Source organism: Gemmatimonadetes bacterium SCN 70-22, from assembly GCA_001724275.1.
Lineage (GTDB): Bacteria > Gemmatimonadota > Gemmatimonadetes > Gemmatimonadales > Gemmatimonadaceae > SCN-70-22.
In genome coordinates this window covers 1-16,267 of record MEDZ01000011.1, presented here as the reverse complement: position 1 = coordinate 16,267, position 16,267 = coordinate 1, and the positions used below count along the sequence as shown (strand labels likewise).

At 71.1% G+C, this 16,267-nt stretch carries 10 protein-coding genes and 1 pseudogene; 4 read left to right on the top strand and 7 right to left on the bottom strand.

Features of this window, described 5'->3' with window-relative positions; genetic code table 11:
* Window positions 1-51: 51 nt before the first annotated feature.
* The 3 genes from ABS52_07610 to ABS52_07600 form a co-directional block, all read right to left on the bottom strand.
* Window positions 52-900 carry a hypothetical protein gene (locus ABS52_07610; protein ID ODT03786.1) on the bottom strand — a complete coding sequence of 283 codons (849 nt, stop codon included), beginning with the start codon at window positions 898-900 and terminating at the stop codon, window positions 52-54.
* Window positions 901-1,041: 141 nt separating this feature from the next.
* A complete protein-coding gene (locus ABS52_07605; protein ODT03833.1) occupies window positions 1,042-3,024 on the bottom strand; it encodes a hypothetical protein in 1,983 nt (660 codons plus the stop codon).
* A gap of 159 nt (window positions 3,025-3,183) precedes the next feature.
* Window positions 3,184-3,792, bottom strand: a complete 609-nt coding sequence (locus ABS52_07600) for a hypothetical protein (protein ID ODT03785.1) — start codon at window positions 3,790-3,792, stop codon at window positions 3,184-3,186.
* Between the two features lie 159 nt (window positions 3,793-3,951).
* Between ABS52_07600 and ABS52_07595 the strand changes: the two genes are divergently transcribed.
* Complete coding sequence (locus ABS52_07595) at window positions 3,952-7,644, top strand: hypothetical protein (protein ODT03784.1); 3,693 nt, start codon at window positions 3,952-3,954, stop codon at window positions 7,642-7,644.
* A 78-nt stretch (window positions 7,645-7,722) separates the two neighbouring features.
* Here the strand turns inward: ABS52_07595 and ABS52_07590 are convergent, their stop codons facing one another.
* Window positions 7,723-8,895, bottom strand: coding sequence for a di-heme enzyme (locus ABS52_07590; GenBank protein ODT03832.1), 1,173 nt, complete (start codon window positions 8,893-8,895; stop codon window positions 7,723-7,725).
* Window positions 8,896-9,218: 323 nt separating this feature from the next.
* On the opposite strand from ABS52_07590, the gene ABS52_07585 reads away from it, so the two are divergent.
* The gene (locus tag ABS52_07585; GenBank protein ID ODT03783.1) at window positions 9,219-10,151 is read left to right on the top strand and encodes a hypothetical protein; all 933 of its coding nucleotides are present in this window, start codon (window positions 9,219-9,221) and stop codon (window positions 10,149-10,151) included.
* 3 nt (window positions 10,152-10,154) lie between these two features.
* On the opposite strand, the gene ABS52_07580 is transcribed toward ABS52_07585, so the two are convergent.
* The 3 genes from ABS52_07580 to ABS52_07570 all read right to left on the bottom strand — a co-directional run bounded on the left by ABS52_07580 (window position 10,155) and on the right by ABS52_07570 (window position 14,647).
* The gene (locus ABS52_07580; GenBank protein ID ODT03782.1) at window positions 10,155-11,351 is read right to left on the bottom strand and encodes a hypothetical protein; all 1,197 of its coding nucleotides are present in this window, start codon (window positions 11,349-11,351) and stop codon (window positions 10,155-10,157) included.
* 81 nt (window positions 11,352-11,432) lie between these two features.
* Entirely contained in the window at window positions 11,433-12,896 is a 1,464-nt protein-coding gene (locus ABS52_07575) for an amidohydrolase (GenBank protein ID ODT03781.1), read from the bottom strand.
* A 131-nt stretch (window positions 12,897-13,027) separates the two neighbouring features.
* Window positions 13,028-14,647: a hypothetical protein gene (locus ABS52_07570; GenBank protein ID ODT03780.1), complete on the bottom strand. Its 1,620-nt coding sequence runs from the start codon at window positions 14,645-14,647 to the stop codon at window positions 13,028-13,030.
* A 193-nt stretch (window positions 14,648-14,840) separates the two neighbouring features.
* Between ABS52_07570 and ABS52_07565 the strand changes: the two genes are divergently transcribed.
* Window positions 14,841-15,236 (top strand): hypothetical protein, encoded by a 396-nt coding sequence (locus ABS52_07565; GenBank protein ID ODT03779.1) that lies wholly within the window; start codon window positions 14,841-14,843, stop codon window positions 15,234-15,236.
* Window positions 15,226-16,267: pseudogene (locus ABS52_07560) on the top strand (hypothetical protein). Before ABS52_07565 ends, ABS52_07560 begins: the two are co-directional and overlap by 11 nt.

The following is a 16,267-nucleotide window of genomic DNA, read 5'->3' as shown; positions in this document are numbered from 1 at the left end:
GGGCGGGCGAGAGGGGGGACGGGAGACGGGAGATGGGAAGGCGGGGCGCCGTTAGGCGCCCCGCTTGGCCATCACCGCCATGTCGGCGTGGGCGTAGCCGGCGGCGATGAGCTGGTCCATGCGCGCGGCGATGGCGGCGATGACGGGCATCGGCTCGTCGCCCGCCGACTCCAGCATCAATCGCGCGTCCTTGCGCGCCACCTGCAGCTCGAAGAGCGCCTCGTAGTCCTCCTCGAGGATCTTCTTCGAGCGGGTCGTGAACGTCCCCTCCGGCTTGAAGCGTGAGAAGAGCGCCCACGCCTCGTTCCGGTCCACCTCGAGAGCGTCGGCCATGTGGAAGATGTCGGCCATCGTGGCCGACATCGCCAGGATCATGAGGTTGCCAAACAGTTTGTAGCAGGCGGCGAGGTCGGGGCGCTCGCCCACGTACCACAGGTCCTTCGTCATCCGGGCCAGCGCCTCGCGCACGAGGTTGAAGCGTCCCTCGGGGCCGGCGACGAGCATGTGCCCCCCGATGTTGCGGGCCGCCATCGGCGACATGAAGACCGGGGCGTGCAGGTAGCGGACCCCCTCGTGCTCCAGCCGTTCGCAGCGCGCTGCCACCAGCGCGGGGCGGTTGGTGGTGTGATCGACGACGATCGACTCGGCGCTGAGCCCGTCGCGCATGGCCTCGATCGTGGCGTCGACCGAGGCATCGTCGAGGAGGACCAGGTGCACGCGCGTCGCCCCCTTCACCGCGTCGTCCGGCGAGTCGGCGACGATCGCCCCCTTGGCCGCCAGCGGCTCGGCCTTTTCGCGCGTCCGATTCCAGACCGTGAGCTTCACGTTGCCCCGGGCGAGGATGCCCTCGGCGAAGCCGGTGCCCAGCAGTCCGGTTCCCATCAATGCGACTGATTCCACGACGACTCCCTCACGAGCGGCAGAGATAGACGTCGGGAAGTCTAGCGACTAGACGTGGTGAACGGTCGGGGATGGCGAAAATGAACGGCGCCGTCCTCGCGGGCGGCGCCACTCCCATCTCCCGTCTCCCGTCTCCCGTCCCTAGTCCGACACCGTATTGCGCTTGACCCACGTGTTGTTGGAGCGATCCACGTCGGCCAGCACCTCCTTCGGGTCGAGCACGACCTGCGTGACGACCTTCTTCGTAAAGAAACCGTAAGTGAACTGCAGCTCGTTGCGGCGCCACACGTCGGCGGGGAGCTTCACCAGCTCCGTGGTCCCGTCGTCGAAGGTGAGCTCGATCTGGAGCGGGAGAACGAGCCCGCCCTTGTTCTCGATCTTGATGCGGTAGTACGTCTCGCCGGCCCTGGCCGGCCCCAGCAGCGAGTCGCCCGCCTGGGTTTCCACGCTCCCGATCGCCTGGTCGTTGGCGTAGGTGGTGTAGAACCAGCCGCGCCAGAAGTGGTTGAGCTGCTCGCCGGCGCCGTCCTCGATGGAGCGGAAGAAGTCGGCGGGCTGCGGGTGCTTGAACATCCACTTGCGCGAGTACTCGCGGAATGCCTCGTCGAAGAGCGAGTCGCCCAGGATCTGCTCGCGGAGCATGACGAGCCCGGCGGCCGGTTTGGAGTAGCCGTTGTTGCCGAACTGCGTCTGGATGTCGTTGGACTCCGTCATGAGCGGGACCTGCGCGTCCTGCTTCATGTAGCCGACGATGTTCCGGGCCGGGCCGCGCTGCGACGGATAGTTGGGGTCCCAGTCCCGCTCGGCGTAGTACTGGAGGAACGAGTTGATTCCCTCGTCCATCCAGGTCCACTTGCGCTCGTCGCTGGCCACGATCATGGGGAACCAGTTGTGGCCGACCTCGTGGATGGTGACCGAGATGAGGGCGCGGGCCAGCCCGGGGGTGACCTTGCCGTCCGGGGTGGGACGGGCGCCGCAGAAGGCGATCATCGGGTACTCCATCCCGAAGACCGGGCCGTGCACGTTGACCGCCTTGGGGTACGGGTACTCGAACGACATCCGCCCGTAGGTCTTCATCGTCTGGGCGATCGCCTTGGTGCTGACGGAGTCCCAGAGCGGCATGGCGTCGCGCGGGTACAGCGAGTGGAGCTCGATGGGCTTGTCGGCGGGGCGGTAGCGGAAGCCCATCGCGTCCCACACGTACGTCTTGCTCGAGACCCAGGCGAAGTCGCGCACGTTCTCGGCCCGGAAGTGCCAGGTGAGGGGACCGGTCCCGGCGGGGCGCGTCTCGGGGCGCATGACCTCGTCGGGCGCAACGATGAAGACCGGCGTCTCGCTCGTCCATGCCTTCGCCAGGCGCTGCTGCTGGGTGGCGGTGAGGACCTGCGCGGCGTTGGCGAGGACGCCGGTGGCGTTGACGATGTGGTTGCGCGGGACGGTGAGCTCGACGTCGTAGTTGCCGAAGTTGAGGTAGAACTCGCCCTGGCCCAGGAACTGGTCGGTGGCCCACCCGTTGACGTCGTCGTACACGGAGGCGCGGGGGAACCATTGCGCCAGTTCATAGAGCCAGCCGTCCTTGACCAGCTCCTTGGCCCCGCGCCCGTTGCGCCCCCCTTCGGGGATGAGGTTGTTCCAGTCGATCTCGATCACCGCCGCCTGCCCGGTGGAGATCGGCGCCGCCAGGTGCACCTTCATCACCGTCCCGTTGATGATGTAGCGGGCGTCGCGCTTCACCCCCTTGGCGTCCACCACCTGCACGCGGGTGAGCTTGTAGCCGCCGTCGAAGGCCTCGGGGGCCAGGAAGCGGCGCGCCTGCTCGGGGATGCGCGTGGGAAGGGCCTGCTCCACCAGCGCCGCCCGCGAGTCGGGACGGTCGATGTTCTGGTCCAGCTGGAACCAGACGTACGAGAGCACGTCCGGCGAGTTGTTGCGATAGGTCACCCGCTCGCTTCCGGTCACCGCGTGCCGCACGGTGTCGAGCGTGGCCTTGATGGCGTAGTCCACCTGCTGCTGCCAGTACTTGGGCCCGGGCGAACCGGCGGCATTCCGGTACTCGTTGGGGTCCGGCCATTCCTCGATGGCGCGGAACGACGACTGGTTGGTCTTCCGGTCCTTCGCGTTCACCCAGTTCTGGGCGTGCGCGGCGGGGGCGATCAACGCGAGGGAGATGAAGACGAGAAGACGGGAAGACGGGAAGACGAGGAGATGGGTTCTCATTGAACCGAGGAAAGGGGATGAAGAGACGACGGTCATTCTCTCTGGCAGGCGGTCACGCATGGCGGCTCATCCTGATGGCATCCTGTCCACGATCATCCGCAGTCCGGCCAGGACGATAAGGAGCGACAGCCCGGTCGCCCAGCGGCGCCGTGCCACCCCGGCGACGTCGCAAGCCAGGGCCCCCGCCAGCAGGACGCAGGCGACGATGGCCAGCTGCCCGATCTCGAGCCCGACGTTGAACGCGAACAGGGGGAGGAGGATGCTCTCCTCTCCCCCCAGGATCGCCCGCAGGAAGTTGGAGAAGCCGAGTCCATGGATAAGCCCGAAACACCCGGCAAGGATGTACAGGAGTACATGACGCTCGGGTGAATAGCCCTCGCCGCTGCGCTCGGAGCGGGTCCGGGCAATCATGGAATACCCGGCCGTGAGGACGATGGTGATGGGGATGAGGAGCTCGATGGTGGGGGCGTGCACGCGGACCAGCCGCAGGGTGGCCAGCACCAGCGTCACCGAATGCCCGACGGTGAAGGCGGTCACCAGCCAGAGGAGCCGCCTCCAGTCGCGCAGCGCATAGCCGGCGGTGAGCGCCACGACGAAGAGGATGTGGTCGTAGCCCGCGAGGTCGGCGATGTGGCCGACGCCGAGGCGGAAGTAGGTCAGGAATTCGGAGGTCATGCGAACCGGGGGTGCTTGCCGAACGATAGCGGGTGCAAGAAGTCGTTAACACTCGCCATGTCCGGGAGTCCAACGGCTGTCCCCAGAGACGTGTCACCAGAGGTCCAACTCGTGCAGACATTTGCAGGCCCCTTCGTCGCGCGACTCCTGCGCCGGGCCGTGTTCGCCTTCGCCGTCGTCGTCCCGGTCTCCGCCCGCGCCCAGATGGGCGCCACGACCGACATCATCACCGGCACGGTCACGCGTGCGGAAGTGAACACGCCGATCGAGGCGGCCAACATCGAGGTGATGTCGATCGAGACGAACGTGACGCGCCGGGTGCGGACCAACGCCCAGGGGCGTTTCACCGTGCTTTTCCCAGATGGAGGGGGACAGTATCGCGTCACTGCACGAGCACTTGGCCTTGCACCAGCGACAGTAATGGTGGTTCGCCAGGCCGACGAGGACCGGCTGGTCGTCAACATCAAGATGACGACCAACCCGACCGTCCTCGCCGCCGTCACCGTCCAGGCCCGGCAGAACGTCCCGCGCGAGGGCGACCGCCCAGCCCCCGGTTCCGTCGAACGGGCGATGAACACCGACCAGGCGGCTCGCCTCCCCCTCGACGCGTCGGACCTGACCCAGCTCGCCCTCACCGCCCCGGGCGTCGTCAGCATCACCGGGAGCGACAGCACGGCCGCCGGCTTCTCGGTGGCCGGCCAGGCGCCGACGGCCAACAACATCACCCTCGACGGCCTCTCCTTCGGCTCGGCGCAGGTCCCGCAGGAGGCGGTGCGCACCTCGCGCGTCATCACCTCGGGCTACGACGTGGCGCGGGGGCAGTTCTCGGGGGGGCAGATCGCCTCGACCACCCGAAGCGGGACCAACACCCCGCAGGGGAACTTCACCTACTCGCTCCGCGACCGCAGCCTGGCGGTCGAGGGCGAGGAGGCATCGCCCGCCTCGCAGGGCTTCAACCAGAACCAGCTGTCGTTGGGAGTCGGTGGCCCCATCGTGAAGGACAAGCTCTTCGTCTTCGGCGCCCTCCAGCTGCGTCGTCGCGAGGACGTCATTCCCAACCTCGGCAACGCCGACGCCACCACGCTCTCGCGCTTCGGCGTCGCCCCCGACTCGGTGGCTCGTTTCTTCGACCTCGCTTCGGCGGCCGGGATCGCCCCACGCGGGATCCTCGCCAACGATCGCACGGGCGACAACGTCTCCGGGATCGTCCGTTTCGACTATCTCACCGACGGCGGGCAGTCGCTCTCCATTCGCGGCGACTACAACTACAGCAACTCCGACCCCACGCGCATCGGGACGCTCTCGCTGCCGCAGACCGGCGGCGACTCGCGCAACTGGGGGGGAGGGATGGCGGCGACGCTCACCTCGAACATCGGCGGGCGCTTCCTGAACGAGCTCAAGGTCTATGGCGCGGTGAGCAAGAACGCCGGCAACCCCTTCATCACCCTCCCCTTCGGGCGGGTGCAGGTCTCCTCGGACCTGGGGGGAGGCGAGACGGGCGTGTCATCGCTGACCTTCGGCGGCAACACCGGGCTCCCGCAGGCGGGGAAGACCAACACCTTCGAGGCGACCAACGAGACGTCGTGGCTCTCCGAGGGGGGGGCGCACCGCTTCAAGCTGGGGGGGCTGTTCAACGTGCAGTCCTTCGAGCGTGACGTGACCACGAACCGGTGGGGGACCTTCTCCTTCAACTCGCTGGGCGACTTCGCGGCGGGGACGCCGGCCACCTACACCCGCACCCTCACGCCGCGCCTGCGCGAGGGGGCAGGGGCCAACGCGGCGGTGTACCTGGGCGACACGTGGCGCGTGAGCCGCGCCTTGCAGCTCACGGCCGGCGCCCGCGCCGAGGGGTCGTACTTCGGCTCCACCCCCGCCTACAACCCGGCGGTGGCGCAGGCCTTCGGCTTCCGCACCGACGAGGTCCCGACCGAGTTCCGCGTGAGCCCGCGCATCGGCTTCACCTATTCGTTGGGCCTGCCGGAGCAGGGGCGCTTCGCCCCGCCGTCGTGGATCATCCGCGGCGGGATCGGCGAGTTCCGCTCGGCGCCGTCGATCGGCCTCGTCGCCTCGGCGGCCGGCGCCACCGGGCTCCCCGACAACGAGTCGCAGCTGGTCTGCATCGGCGCCAACGTCCCGGTCCCCGACTGGAACCTGTACGCGCAGGACCAGGGATCCATCCCGATGCAGTGCGCCAGCGGGGGAAACCAGTACCTCCCGACGTCGCTCCCCAACGTGACGGTCTTCGCCAACGACTTCGCGGCGGCGCGCTCCATCCGGAGCTCGCTCGGCGTCCAGAAGCGCTTCGCGCAGCGCTACAACTTCAACCTCGACTTCCAGTACGCCCGCGGCGTGGCCCTCACCGGCTACACCGACGTCAACCTGCGCAGCACGCCGCAGTTCACCCTCGCCGCCGAGGGGGGGCGCCCGGTCTATGTCGACCCGGCCACCATCGTCCCGACGACCGGCGCCACCTCGGTGCTCGGCTCGCGCAAGAACGGGAGCTTCGGGCAGGTCCTGGCCACCGGGTCGGACCTGGCGAGCGACTCGAAGCAGGTCACGATGTCGTTAGGCGGCATCACCGGGAAGGGGGCGATCTTCAACGTCTCCTACACCTGGGGGCAGACGGTGGACCAGGGGGCGAACGGGATGGGCGGGGGCGGGCCGTTCGGCGGGATGTTCGGCGGCGGCGGCTCGTTCGGGAGCCCGACGACCGTCGGCAACCCCAACGTCCGCGAGTGGGCGCCCAGCAACTTCGACCGCCGTCACACCATGGTGGGGACGGTCACCTACCCCTTCAGCCAGGCCATCGAGGTCACCGCCTTCGGCCGCCTGAGCTCGGGGTCGCCCTTCACCCCGATCGTGGGGAGCGACATCAACGGTGACGGCGCGCGCAACGACCGCGCCTTCCTCTTCGACCCGGCCAGCACCGCCGATGCGCAGGTGGCGTCGGGGATGCAGTACCTGCTGGCCAACGCCCCGGATGCGGTGCGGTCGTGCCTCCGCGGCCAGCTGGGGAGCGCCGCCGGGCGCAACTCGTGCCGCGGCCCGTGGCAGCCCTCGCTCGACCTGCAGCTCAACTGGCGCCCGAACTTCCTCGGGCTCAACCGTCGCCTGGCGGTGTCGGTGATGACGGTGAACGCGTTAGGCGGCCTGGACCAGCTGCTGCACGGGAGCGACAACCTGCGCGGGTGGGGGCAGTACCGCGGCACCGACAACACGCTGCTGTACGTACGGGGCTTCGACCCGGTCACCCAGGCGTACAAGTACGAGGTCAACGAGCGCTTCGGCGCCAACCGCGCCGGGCAGAACGGGATCACCCTGCCCTTCCAGCTCGGGATCCAGGCGCGCTACACCCTGGGCCCCGATCGCTTCCGCGACATGATTCGCGGGATGATCGCCGGCGGTGGGCGCGGCGGCCCGGGTGGTCCCGGTGGCTTCGGCGGTCCCGGGGGGCAGCCTGGCGCTCCCGGCGCTGGCGGCCCCGGCGGCTTCGCGATGGGGGGGATGAACGCCAACCCGGTCCAGTCGATCATCGCCCTCAAGGACTCGATCGCCCTCACCGCGGAGCAGCTGGCGAAGCTGCAACCGTTGAGCGACACGCTCGCCGCCCGCAACAAGGCGCTGGGCGAGGAGTTCCAGAAGCTCATGAAGGACGCCGGCGCCAACCCCGACATGGGGGCGCTCTTCGGGCGCATCCGGCCGAAGATGGAGGCCGCGCAGCGCGAGCGCGCGGCCACGCTCAGGCACGTGCAGGAGATCCTCACCCCCGAGCAGTGGGCGAAGGTTCCCGAGCGCGTCCGCAACCCGCAGGCGGGGCCGGGAGGGGCGCGCCGCCCGCCGGGAGATCGTTAGGCAGGCCACGGGGGCTCGCACTTACGGGGCGCCCGGCCGGGATGGCCGGGCGCCCCGTGTCGCATCGGCACCCCGCCATCAGGGGGGCGGCGCCCAGGGGTTCGAGAAGCGCCGGTCGGTGAGGAGCGACGAGTCGCTCAGGGCACGCAGGAAGGCGACCAGGTCGCCCTTGTCGCGGGCGGTGAGGGCGTGCGGGACGATGCGCGGGTCCTTCCGCGGGCTCAGCGCCCCGTCGCCGGCCAGCGGTCCCGACGCCACCAGTCGCCCGCCGCGCGCGTAGTGCTCGACGACGTCCTCGAGCGATCCGATGCTCCCGTCGTGCATGTAGGGAAAGGTGAAGGCCAGGTTCCGCAGCGACGGGATGCGGAAGCGCCCCATGTCCTCGGCGCGCCCGGTGCGCCCGATGAGCCCCGGGTTGTCGGGAGGGTAGCTCCCGTCGCCACCGATGTTGTACAGCCCGTTGTTGGCGAAGGGCGACGGAGGGGGCGCGTCCAGGTCGAAGCTCGTGGCGGCGGAGAGGAGCGTTCCGCCGTGGCACTCCGCGCACCCGAGCGCCGGCGAGGCGAAGAGCGCGGCGCCACGGATCGCAGCGGCGCCGACGGCCCCCGTCTCGCCGCGCTGGTAGCGGTCCCAGGGCGAGTTGCCGGTGATGATCGTGCGCTGGAAGGCCGCCAGCGCCTTGGTGACGTTGGCGACCGAGACCGGTTCGGCGTCGGACGGGAACGACGCGGCGAAGAGCTGGCGATACAGCGCGACCGCGCGCAGGCGCGAGACGAGCTCGCCCTCCAGTCCCTTGAGCCCGAGCTCCACCGGCCGGTCGCCGAACATCGGGACCAGCGCCTGCTGCTCGAGGGCCGGGGTCACGGGGTCGACCCAGTTGAAGACGCGCGCGTAGGCGCTGTTGGCCAGGCCGATCGAGTTGCGGGGGTGTGGCTCGCCGGTGCTCCCCAACGAGATGTTGCGGGCGTCGGCGAAGCCGAACTCCTGGCGGTGGCACGAGCTGCACGCGAAGGCGCCGTTGCCCGAGAGGCGCGTATCGTAGAACAGCCGACGTCCCAGCTCCACCTTGGCGGGCGACATGGGGTTGTCGGGCGGGATGGGCGGAGGGGGCCAGCCAGGGGGGAGATTCCACTGGAAGGCGGTAGGGTCTCCCGAGATGGGGGCCACGACCTGGTGCCCCTCGCCCGCGCAAGCGCTCGCGAGCACGGCGGCGGCCGTGGTCGCCAGCGCCAGCCGCACGCGCCCGTGCATCGCACGCGTCGTCACGTCACTCACCTGCAGCATCTCCTTTGGTCCAGGCGCCGGGTACGGTGACGGGGTGGGCACCACCCACATCACTCGCCGCACGCACGTCGCTCCGGTACAAGCTCGCGAGCGGGAGGCGAAGGTCAAGCGAGGCGTGGCGCCTCGCGCTGGCTTCCGTGCGGTCCCGCGGCAATACTTTCGGCAGGTGCGGCGGATGGCAGTGGTGGGGGCAAGATCAACATCGTTCGCGTCGTCCCGGCTTTCACCCGCTTTCCCGCGTACGCATGCCCGCGTCCAGACGACGTCGCTGCACGCAGCTCCTTGCCGGATTGGCCCTGCTCGCGGGGTGTGGGCACGGCCGCTCCCTTCCAGACGACGAAGCGAAATCGGGGTCGGTCGCCGATTCGGTGCGCGTGGCGCCGACGATCGAGACGTATTACCTGGCCGAGAACTCCGGGGCGGCCATGGCGGTGCGGCACCCGGGGGTGCTGTACACCATCAACGACTCGGGGAACGATCCCGTCGTCTACGCGGTCGATACGACGGGGAGCGGGCGCGGGCGCTGGACGCTGCAGGGGGCCGCCAATCGCGACTGGGAGGCCATCGCGGTGGGCCCCTGTGCGGGGGCGCACGCGCCGGCAGCGAGCTGCATCTACGTCGGCGATGTGGGCGACAACGGGCTCGAGCGTCCCACGGTCAGGATCTACCGCACCCCTGAACCCGACTCGCTCGGGCCGGACATCGTGACGACGCGGGCAGTGGACTCGGTCGTGGTGCGGTACGAGGACGGGCCGCACAACGTGGAGGCGATGTACGTTGCCCCTGACGGTTCCGTCGTCCTGATCACCAAGGAACGGAGGCGGAAGGGGACGACGGAAACGCGTCCCACGCTCATGTTCCGGGTGGCCCCGTCGGCATGGGACACGACGGGGATCGCCCCGGCCGTGCTCGTCGATTCGCTCCCCATCCTCCCGCGCGCCGCCACCTCGCACCAGGTCACCGATGCCGCGCTCGCCCTCGATGGGCGCACGCTCGCGGTGCGTACCTACGCCCAGGTCTTCCTGTTCACCGTCGACCCGGCCACCGGGCTCCCGGCGGCGGGGGACGCGTACACCGTGTGCGACGTTCGCGCACTGGGCGAGCCGCAGGGCGAGGGGGTGGCGTTCGTGGCCCGCCGCGGGACCAGTGCACGCCTCGTCCTCACCAGCGAGCGCGAAGGCCAGCCCCTCCGCCTGGTGAGCTGCGCGATCCCGCCGCGTTAGGCCTCACTCGTACAGCAGTGCCTCGCGCACCTGGCCCGCCCACGCCGTGGCCGCGGTCCACTGGCGCACCAGGGCCGGCGTCACCGGCGACGACAGGTCCAGGAGCCGGGGGGCGACATGCCGCACGCCGACGATCCGCGCGAAGTGATCGTCGCCCCCGGGGTTGGCGGCCGTGCGATACGGGGCCCACGCGAACTCGCGGGGGTGCGCGCGCACGACGGCGGCCAGGAGGGCGAGCCCCGCGGCCACCGGGCGCACGCGCCTGGCGTCCACGGCGGTGAGCCGTACGCCGTGGCACGCCTGGCCGGCGTACGGCCCCTCGCCGGGCGAGAACGACGTGGCCGCCAGCTGCATCCCCCACTCGGCGGGGAGTTGCACCGCGTCGAGCACGCGCGCCGCGTCGAGCCACGGCGCGCCGACCTGCTGGAAGGGGTGGGCGGTCCCGCGCCCGACGCCGAGGTTGGTCCCCTCGAACAGGCAGGTCCCGGGGTAGGCCAGCGCGGCGTCGAACGACGGCATCGCGGGCGACGTCGGGATCCACGGGAGCGCGAGGGCCGGCCACATCATGTCGCGCCGCCACCCGTCGCACGTCACCACCGACAGCCGCGCCTCCCGCACGCGGGTCTGCGCCCACAGGCGCGCCAGCTCGCCCAGGGTGAGCGCATGCCGGATCGGGATGGACCAGCGCCCGATGAACGACGCGCACGTCGCCTCGTCCAGCATGGGCCCCTCGGCGCCCTCGAGCACGCCGCCTAACGGGTTGGGACGGTCGAGCACGGCCAGCGGCGTCCCGGCGCGCGCGCACGCTTCCAGCACGTGGGACAGCGTCCAGGCATACGTATAGAAGCGTGCCCCCACGTCCGGGACGTCGAACAGGACCAGGTCCAGGTCGGCGAGCGATTCCGCCGGGGGGGCGAAGCGCTCGCCGTAGAGCGAGACGACCGGAAGCCCGGTCGTGGCATCGACGCCGTCGCGCATCGGCGCGCCGTCCTCGCCCACGGCGGCAAGGCCGTGCTCGGGAGAGAAGAGCCGGACGATCGGAATTCCTGCCTCGAGGAGCGCCACGCGTGAGCGCGCCGCCGCGTCAGCGGCGAGGCGCGCGGCCTCGTTGGTCACCAGCCCGACGCGCGCCGCCAGGGGGAGGAGCGCGCCGTCGCGCACGACGCGGTCGACACCGAACGCCACCCCGGCGCCACTCATGCGGCGGCGCCGGGGGGCGACGCGATCCCGCGCCGAAGCATCCCTTCGTGCCCGGGCACGACGCGTCGGTCTCCGCGCCGCCTACTTCCGGTAGTCCAGCGCCGGCTTGTCGCGGTCGAGGCGCGTCTTGTACACGAAGTCGGCGCCACGCCGCTGGTCGAACTCGGCCCGGGCCTTCACCAGGAGGGACGGATCGCGGAAGAGGTCGATGGCGGTGAGCGACATCGTCTTGGCGGCGACCATCATCCCCTTGGCGCCGATCGGCGTGCCGCCAGCCGCAACCGCCTGCCACGAGTGCGCCGGCGTCCCCGGCACCCAGGTGGCGGCGCTGAGCTGCACCGTCGGCACCGCCCACGACACGTCGCCCATGTCGGTGCTGGCCGGGTCGACGCTCCCCCCGGAGAAGGGGAAGACCTTCGCCGCATCGTCGATGGGCGGCACCGGCCCCTGGAGCGTCTTCCGCAGCTGCTCGGCGAAGGCCCGATCGTCGGCCGTGTACTGCACGCCCCCCACGCGCTCGAGGTTCTTCTGCTGGACCCTCGACAGCACCTCGTTGGGAAGGATGTTGTAGACCGCGCCGATGGTCTCGTGATCCACCGTCGTCCCCGTCCCGAGCGCGGCGCCCTTGGAGGCGTTGATGATCCGCTCCCAGATCTCGTCCAGCACCCGCATGTCGCCCTGGCGCGCGTAGATGAACAGCTCGGCGAAGTCGGGGACCACGTTCGGTGCCCGCCCGCCGGCGGTGATGATGTAGTGGATGCGCGTGTCCTGCGGGACGTGCTCGCGCATCATGTTCACCATGTGCGTCATCGCCTCGACGCCATCGAGCGCGGAGCGTCCCTTGTCGGGTGCCGCGGCCGCGTGCGCCGAGATGCCGCGGAAGCGGAACTTGGCCGAGATGTTGGCCAGCGTGCTGTTGGCGTCGACGCCGTTGCGGTCGCCCGGATGCCACGACACCACGGCGTCGACATCCTTGAACAGCCCGGCGCGCACCATGTAGACCTTGCCGCTCCCCCCTTCTTCGGCGGGGGTGCCGTAGAAGCGGAGCGTCCCCGGAACCTTGTTGGCCACCATCCACTCCTTGACCGCGATCGCGGCCGCGGTGGAGGCGGTGCCGAACAGGTGATGCCCGCACCCGTGCCCCGCCCCGCCCTCGGCGACCGCCTTCTTGAACGGGGTCGCCTCCTGCGAGAGCCCGGGAAGGGCGTCGAACTCGCCGACGATGGCGATGACGGGTTTGCCACTTCCGTAGGAAGCGACGAAGGCGGTGGGCTCGCCGGCGACGCCGACCTCGAGCGAGAAGCCGGCCCCCTCGAGCTCCCGCTGGAGGAGGGCGCTCGACCTCTCCTCCTGGTAGCCGACTTCGGCGAAGCCCCAGATCTGCTTGGCGACGCCGGCGTAGTGGTCGAACCGCGCGTCGAGGGCGGCGAGGACGGCAGCGCCCGGATCACCCTTCTTGCCCTGCGCGCCGAGCGAGAGCGGCGCGAGGGCGGCGGCGAAGCAGGCGAGGGCGAGCGACCGGGGAAGGCCAGGGAAGGCGCGCATGGGTGCGGGAGGGTGGGGGATGCCGCGAACATAGCCCGCACCACGGACGCGTCAATCGGCGGGCGCGCTCCCGGGACGTGAGAGCGCGCCAACCACGCAGGAGGTTACGGCGCCGGCGCGCGATGCCCGCCCTACCGCTCCCTCCAGGGGATGTCGCGCGCGCGGTGGAAGTTGATGCCTAACGCGGCCAGGCGGGGGGCGTGGTCGCCAAGGCGGCGCTGGAACGACGCCCAGGTGCGGTTGCCCTGCATGGACCATCCGACCTCGGCGAGCGCGACCAGGCGCGGGAAGGCCATGAACTCGAAATCGGTGCGGCGCTCCAGCGTCTCGGACCAGAGCGGCGCCTCGACGCCGAGGATCGCCTGGTCGGCCACGCCGGGGATCGCCGTTGCCGGGTCCCAGTCATAGGCGAAGCGCACGCCGAACACCCCGGCCCACATGAGCCCGAGCGTCGTGGCGCTATCGTACTTCATGTCGAGGTACGTGCGATTGCCGGGGGAGAGGATCACGCGGCCACCGCGCGCCGCATGCACGTGCGACGAGTCGCTGGCCCGTCCCCGCGCCGGGCGCCAGTGCTGCACGACGGTGCCGGGGTCGAGGCGCGCCGCCGCGATCTCGCCCCACCCGATGACCCGCTTCCCGTGTCCGCGCACGATCCCCTCCACGCGTTCGACGAAGCGCAGGTACTCGTCGTGCGAGAGCTTCTCCACCTCGTCGCCCCCGATGTGGAAGTACTCGCCGGGGGTGAGCGCCGTGATCTCGCGCACCACGTCGTCGATGAAGCGGTAGACCGTGTCGCGCGAGGCGCACAGCGCGCTGAAGCCCACGCGGATCCCGGTGTAGAGCGGGGGGGCGACGCCGTTGCAGTTGAGCTCGGGATACGAGGCGAGCGCCGCGTTCGTGTGCCCCGGCATGTCGATCTCGGGGACGACGGTGATGAAGCGCTCGGCGGCGTAGGCGACGAGGTCGGCGTACTGTGCCTGGGTGTAGTACCCGCCCGCCGCCCCGCCCACCTGCGTGCTCCCGCCGGTGCGCGCGAGGTTCGACCACGACGCGATCTCGATGCGCCACCCCTGGTCGTCGGACAGGTGCAGGTGCAAGCGGTTGAGCTTGTGCAGCGCCATGGCGTCGATGTAGCGCTTGACGTCGTCGGCGGGGAGGAAGTGGCGCGCCACGTCGAGCATCGCCCCGCGCCATGCATAACGAGGGCGGTCGACGATGCGCACCGCGGGGACGGCCAGGCTCCGTCGCACCGCGGCCCGGTGCTCGACCGACGGCGGGAGGAGCTGCCGCAGCGTCTGCACCGCGTTGAAGAGCCCGTGGGGGGCGCTGGCGCGGAGCGCGACGCCGCTGCCATCGGCCGACAGGGTGTATCCCTCGTCCCCGAGCGTGTCCGGGGCCATGAGGAGGGCGATGCTGCGCGCCGGGATCGCCTGCCCCGGCGCCAGGCGGCCCACCCCCCCGATCGAGGTGGCGGGTGCCAGCATGGCCGCCAGTTGACGCGCCACTCGCTCCACCTCGGCCGGGGCGTCGGCGGCGATCACGATGCGCGTGCTGTCGGTGACGGTGAACGAGTCGCCCGGCGTCGCGCGCACGCTCAGCGGGGCGGGGATGACTCCCTGCGCGCGCGGAAGCGGGTGCGGGGCGAGGCGTACCCCGGGGGCGCGGTGGCACCCCGCCGTGGCGAGGAGCGTGACGAGCGCGAGCGGCAGCGCTCGCGGCAACGCAGGAAGGGACAAGCGAGGGCGCATTGGATTGGCGGACCATTCGAGGGAGCGAGCCAATAGTATCGCGCGCGCCCGGGGGCGCCACCGCTCGGGCGCGACCCGAGATTCCGGCGCCGGTAAACGCATCCGGGCGCCGAGGTGTCAGACCCTACGACAGCAGTAAGGAAGGACGCGAGCAATTCCGACTCGTCGACTCGCCCTCTCGTCTTCCAGGGAAATGCCCGAGCCCACCCATCTCACCGACCTCCAGCTCGCGATCGTTCGGATCCTCTGGACCCGCGGCCCATCCACCGTGATCGAGGTGCAGGAGTCGCTCCTTCCCGACCGTCCCCTGGCGCAGACGACGGTCGCGACGCTCCTGACGCGCCTCGAGAAGCGTGGTGTCGTGACCCACGGCAACTCGGGGCGGCAGTACCAGTACCGGGCGCTGGTGACCGAGATCGAGGTCCGTCGCTCGATGGTGTCGGAGCTGACGGAGATGCTCTTCGCCGGGCGGCCGGCGGCGCTCATCTCGCACCTCATCGGCGAGCGGGAGATTGCCCCGGGTGACCTGGACGAGGTGAAGCGGCTGATTGCCGACGCCGAGCAGCGGGCCGCGGGCAATGGACGCTAGGCTCCTCTTCCCGCTCGTGGCGATGGTCGGGCGCGCCAGCGCGGTCATCGGGGGCTGGCTCCTGACGTATGCCGTGCACAGCACGGTGCTGATTGCCGCCGCCTGGTTGCTGGCGTCGCGCTCGCGCATCCGGTGGTCGGCGGCGGCGCGCCACGCCATCTGGGGAGTGGCGCTGGTGGCCGGGTTCGTCACGGCGGCGATGCAGCTGGCCAGCCCGTGGGCGCCGGCCGGCGGGACGTTGCGGCTGCCGGGGGCACGGCGGGTCGTGGCGGCGGTGCGGGTGGTGGAGCGCGAGACCCCGGGAGCGCGGGCGCCCGGTGGCGAGCTCCCCGCCCCGGGCGCGCGGCGCCCCCCGGAGGTGCCGCCGCGAATGACACCCCCGGCCGCGACCAGGCTCGTCATGGTGGGGGTGCCGTGGACGACGATCGCCGTGTCGGCGTGGGCGCTGGTGACGCTGGCGCTGGTGGGGCGACATGTCGCCGCCCGGCGGCGGCTGGCGCACGCGCTCGCCGGCCGGCGCAGCGCCGAGCATTCGCTGGCGGCAGGGGCGCTGCGCCACATCCGGTCGCTGGCGGGGATCCGGCGCCCGGTGGCGCTCAGCACCAGCGAGGCGCTCGCGGCGCCCGCGGCCATCTCGTCCGACGAGATCGTCCTCCCCGCCCGCGTGCTGCGCGAGCTCTCGCTCGCCGAGCAGGAGGGGGTGCTGGCACACGAGCTGGCGCACGTGGTACGGCGCGACACGCTGTGGTTGCGCCTGGCGGCTTGGGCGGGGGCGCTGGCCTGGTTCCAGCCGCTCAATCGCCTGGCCGTTCGCCAGATGCAACTCTCGGCCGAATTCGCCGCCGATGCCTGGGCGGTCGGGGTGACGCGCGCGCCGCTGGCGCTGGCGCAGGCGCTGGCCCGGGTGGCGGAGTGGGTCGCCCCCGGCACGGGGGCGCACGCGGCGGTGGCGCCGGGCGCCGACGGCTCGCCCCTCGTCGAGCGCGTCCGCCGCCTGACGACGCTGCGCCGCGAGCCCGAGGGGGCGGGGA